The 4,328-nt window shown below is 21.1% G+C and carries 7 protein-coding genes; 1 reads left to right on the plus strand and 6 read right to left on the minus strand.

Features of this window, described 5'->3' with window-relative positions:
* The coding region (locus ACRCYC_RS15370; RefSeq protein WP_438533410.1) for a phosphotransferase at positions 1–608 on the plus strand (608 nt) is incomplete at its 5' end.
* A gap of 390 nt (positions 609–998) precedes the next feature.
* Here the strand turns inward: ACRCYC_RS15370 and ACRCYC_RS15375 are convergent.
* The 6 genes from ACRCYC_RS15375 to ACRCYC_RS15400 all read right to left on the minus strand — a co-directional run.
* Entirely contained in the window at positions 999–2,225 is a 1,227-nt protein-coding gene (locus ACRCYC_RS15375) for a hypothetical protein (RefSeq protein ID WP_438533411.1), read from the minus strand.
* A 57-nt stretch (positions 2,226–2,282) separates the two neighbouring features.
* Positions 2,283–2,636, minus strand: coding sequence for a hypothetical protein (locus ACRCYC_RS15380; protein ID WP_438533412.1), 354 nt, complete (start codon positions 2,634–2,636; stop codon positions 2,283–2,285).
* Positions 2,637–2,896: 260 nt separating this feature from the next.
* Complete coding sequence (locus tag ACRCYC_RS15385) at positions 2,897–3,115, minus strand: hypothetical protein (protein ID WP_438533413.1); 219 nt, start codon at positions 3,113–3,115, stop codon at positions 2,897–2,899.
* A 10-nt stretch (positions 3,116–3,125) separates the two neighbouring features.
* Positions 3,126–3,416 (minus strand): hypothetical protein, encoded by a 291-nt coding sequence (locus tag ACRCYC_RS15390; protein ID WP_438533414.1) that lies wholly within the window; start codon positions 3,414–3,416, stop codon positions 3,126–3,128.
* A gap of 118 nt (positions 3,417–3,534) precedes the next feature.
* Positions 3,535–3,687 (minus strand): hypothetical protein, encoded by a 153-nt coding sequence (locus ACRCYC_RS15395; RefSeq protein ID WP_438619989.1) that lies wholly within the window; start codon positions 3,685–3,687, stop codon positions 3,535–3,537.
* Between the two features lie 89 nt (positions 3,688–3,776).
* On the minus strand, positions 3,777–4,328 hold a 552-nt coding region (locus ACRCYC_RS15400), incomplete at its 5' end, for a 3'-5' exonuclease (protein WP_438533415.1).

A 4,328-nucleotide genomic window follows, 5' to 3' on the forward strand; every position in this document is an offset into this window, starting at 1 on the left:
TAGATAAAGAAAAAATATGGCATAATATTGGTGAGAAATTAAGAGAATTCCATGAAAAAAACAAATTGAAAGAAGATTATATCTATGTAACTAAAGAAAACCAAATAAAAAAGATGAGATATGAAGAGTATGTAAGTAACAAAATAGAGAAGTTTAAATATACAATTCGTAATAATAATGAAATAAATCACTATGATATATATGAAAAGTGTTTTTCGTTAATAGACATTATATTTAAAAAAAATATTATAAGAAATAATGAAAAATTAACCATATGTCATAATGATTTTAATATTAGAAATATATTGTTCAATAAAAAAGATAGACAATTTTCATTAATAGATTTTGAAACGGCATTTATAGGAGAAAAAGAATCAGACTTTGCTTTAATTTTGATAGATAATTATGGGAACAGTAATAAAAAAGCATTTTTTAAAGGTTATTACAAAAATGATGATTTATATGAGAAATATGAAGAAAAAATTAACTTATATTTATTAATAAAATGTATTGAAATATGTAGTTGGGCATATACAAGAGCAAATGATTACTATAATAAAGCATTTGACGTAATCAAAGAAATAGTAAAAAATCAATATGAGATCTGATATAAAAATAGAAATTAGATCCAAAAGTTAAAATTAAATAAAGATAGAAAATCTAGTGAACAATAAAAAGGTTATGACTAGATTTTTTTATTTTTTGTAGAATAATTACTATTAATAGAAAAAAAACCTATAATCAATATATAAGAAAAATCTCGCATATAATAAAATAATTTCTCTTTTAATCTTTTGTAAATTTTAAATTATTAATAAATCTTAGTATTATCAATAAATTAAATCTCGTATTCAATTCCAAATACGAGATTATTCTAAAAAAATAAAAAGTGATTAAAACGGCTTGGTTTTTTAACCTACTTTGATTCAACCTTGTTTTAATCACTTTAAATTTACATATAATTATTTAGTTGTATTAATAAAAATTAGTTCAAATAATTATCTTTCTTTCATATACATATATTTTTCATTGTCTAAAAATTTTTTACCTTCTTTTTCTTCAATTTTATCTATTAACTTACTACATAAAAATAATCGCTCTATTCTTTCTTCAGTCATATTAGCATTTGTTCTTATATCCCAAATAGTTTCATTTAACATCTTATAAAAATCTATTATCCCAAATTTTTTAAATTTTTCTTTATTTTCTTCATAAGCTTCAAAAACTTCTCTTTTTAATAAATCAATATTTTCACAAATATATTCGTTTGTATAAACTATTGGACGTTTGACTAACCTATGATTTATTTGTAATATAAGACTCGCTTCTTTCAACAAAACTTTATTCTTAATATTTTTATCAAATTTTATCATTTCATTTTGTAACAATAGTATATTTTCTCCAAATATGTTTCTCATTATCATTTCAAGTTTATTTATATTTTTATTAGGTTTTAATGGATTTTTAACAAAAAATAAAAGGTGTTTTTCTAATGACCAGGGATACGAAGTTGATTCCAAGTTATTAATATGATGATTTATTGTATTTGTAAAAATTATTCCATCTACATTTTGAAATTCTCTTTTATTTGTAGGATCTATTATAATATCCCAATAGTAGTTAATCCATTCTGTAAAATTATGTTTAGAGTATAAAGAAACAACTAAAATATTAACTTCATTATCTCTAGATTTTAAATGTGTTTCTTTTAAAAGGTATAATAAATCAGAATATTTATTTTTAGCTCCACCTACTTCATTATATGATAGAATTTTCTTATAACCACTTTTTGATAATAATTTTTTTATTCCATTTATAGGATCTTTTGTTTTTTCTTCCGCTATTTGAGGACTTTCAAATCCAATAGCTTGAGTATATAATACTCCTTCTTCCTTTAAAGAAATTTTGGGACATTTTACTTCAAAATTGATTTTAAAATTATCTATTTCTACTCCACAGTCCATATTTTTATTTCCAAAACTTGCTTTAGGTTCATATACAAACTTATCAAAATTTTTTTTAAAGAAGCAATTAACAGTACTTTCTACTGCATGCTGTAAATATTGATTTTCTTCAAATTGACTATTTCCATCTTGAAGACCCCTTAATAAAGCTGTTTGTTGTTTATTTGATAATCCCTCCAATAATATTTCTAAAGTTTTAATTCCTTCAGATTTATATTCTGGATTTTTATTAAAGTAATGATTTGGATGAATAAACTCCATTTTCTCTTCTCCCTTCATAATATTTTTACTTTTCTTTTGTACTTAATAGAAATTTCTTTAAATATATTTCATTTTTTTATCTATAGATTCTCCAAGTAGTTTTAATTTTTTAAAATCATTTTGTTTTAAATCAAAAATTATATTATAGAAATTTTTAGGAGCTTTTAGTATATAAAAATCCTGAAAATACTTACTTTCTAAAGTAGAATAAAAGGTTTTCAACTCTTCTATTTCCTTTTTATAAATTAAATTTTTTAAACTTCTATCAGAATATATTATTTTCCATATTTCTTTTTCTAAATTATCTAAATTCTTTTTTGTCGTTATATAATAATCAAATTTTAAATTTAATTGTTCTATATATTCTATATTAAGAGAAACTTCAATATAATTTTCTACTTTTAAAGTCATTTCTAAATCATATATCTCTAAATTTTTTCTTAAAGACAGAAATCTATGTGAAAAATCACCATTATATAAAGCTAAAATATTATTCCAAGCATATTTATATATATAATATTTCTCTGGTTTTTTTTCAAGTTCTTTTTGAATTTCTACATGTAATGATTTTAATTCTTCTTTATTTTTTAAAATAAAATAGTTTTTTAATTTAACACTTCCTATTTCTTTAGCTGAATCATTTATTCTTGAATTACTAATATGAGTTAAATCTAAAATATCAACTTCTTTTCCAAGTAATTTTTTTTATAAAAAATTTTAGGTTCTATTATTTCTAATATTGAAATATCATCTTCTAAATAAGGGGTATTCCAACTCTGCCTTTCTTTTAATATTTTGAAAATATCTTCATTTAATAATTTTCCAGAAAGTTTATTTAAAATCTTTATCTTAAAGTTATTTTTTCTTAACAGTCTTAGTTTTTCTAGCATTTTTTACTCCCTACTCAACAATTTTTGAGAACTTTGGATCACTTATTCCTACTAAAGTATATCCTTCATCTAAATACCCTTGAATCATTTCTAAAGTCTTTTCTAAAGTCATATAATTTTCTTCTATTATAGTTCCTATTACAAATCCTGCTAATATATCACAAGCTAAATATCTATCATCATTTAATTTTAAAAAATATAATTTTGAGTATGTTTTCTTTTTAGCCTTTTCTCCTGTTATTTCGAAAACATATTGTTCTTTCATTTCTAATAATTTTTCTCTTACATCTTCTTTTGTCATTTTTGACTCTCCTTTCTTTTACCTTTGTTATCTTATATCTTAAGTATATAGCAATTTCATATCTTTGACAATATAAAAAGGCTACAATATATAGCCTTTTCAATCATTTTTATATATTTTATAACCCATAAACTCTTTTTTGTAAGTTTTCAAAACTCATATCTGTAATATTATGAATTTTATAAGTAATAGATTCAGTTCCTATAAAAAGAATTACTGCTTTTTTATAAAGTTTTATATTATCAACAGGTCTAATCTTAATTTTGTTCAATTAGTTGTTTAATAAGTAGAATTCCTCCTAAATTTTTTAGCTATAAAAAACTTCTCAGTTATTTAATTATACAAATTAATATAATCAAATCAAACCTCTAATGCTTTATTAATTTTGCCAAATATTTTTTCTATATTTAATACAGTATCATCTTTTGGTAATTCATCTAAAAAAAGAATAGCTAAATTTTTTTTAGCTCTTGTAACTGCTACATATAAAAGATTCTGTGGAGAACGATGTTGATTACTTAAAGTAGTATAATTTTTGAAGAAACCAGTAAAAAAATCTGAATTTCTATTAAAACTATTCTTCATAAAAATTATCACATTATCAAACTCTAATCCTTTTGTTCCGTGATAAGTATGATAAACTACCTCTTTGTTTGTTTCTGCTTTTATATAAGAATACCACGCCCTAAAAATCTCAATATCTAAATTTAAAAAATTATCAATTTTAGATAGACCTATACACTCCTCATATTCGTCTTCATCATCTTTAATATATAATTTATCAAAAATATATGATTTTAAATCTGTAATATTAGTAATAGGTTCATCCAATATATCTTCTATTCTTAAATAATCTAATTTTTTTATAGTATCAAATAAATTTGAAATACATTCAAATAATGTATTTCCACT

It is taken from the genome of Paraclostridium sp., from assembly GCF_051657365.1.
Classification (GTDB): domain Bacteria; phylum Bacillota; class Clostridia; order Peptostreptococcales; family Peptostreptococcaceae; genus Paraclostridium.

What these genes read in the sequence shown, in the direction of transcription:
- ACRCYC_RS15390 (WP_438533414.1), bottom strand. Translation starts at nt 3,416, where the DNA reads ATGACAAAAGAAGATGTAAGAGAAAAATTATTAGAAATGAAAGAACAA.
- ACRCYC_RS15385 (WP_438533413.1), bottom strand. Translation starts at nt 3,115, where the DNA reads ATGCTAGAAAAACTAAGACTGTTAAGAAAAAATAACTTTAAGATAAAG.
- ACRCYC_RS15380 (WP_438533412.1), bottom strand. Translation starts at nt 2,636, where the DNA reads ATGACTTTAAAAGTAGAAAATTATATTGAAGTTTCTCTTAATATAGAA.
- ACRCYC_RS15375 (WP_438533411.1), bottom strand. Translation starts at nt 2,225, where the DNA reads ATGGAGTTTATTCATCCAAATCATTACTTTAATAAAAATCCAGAATAT.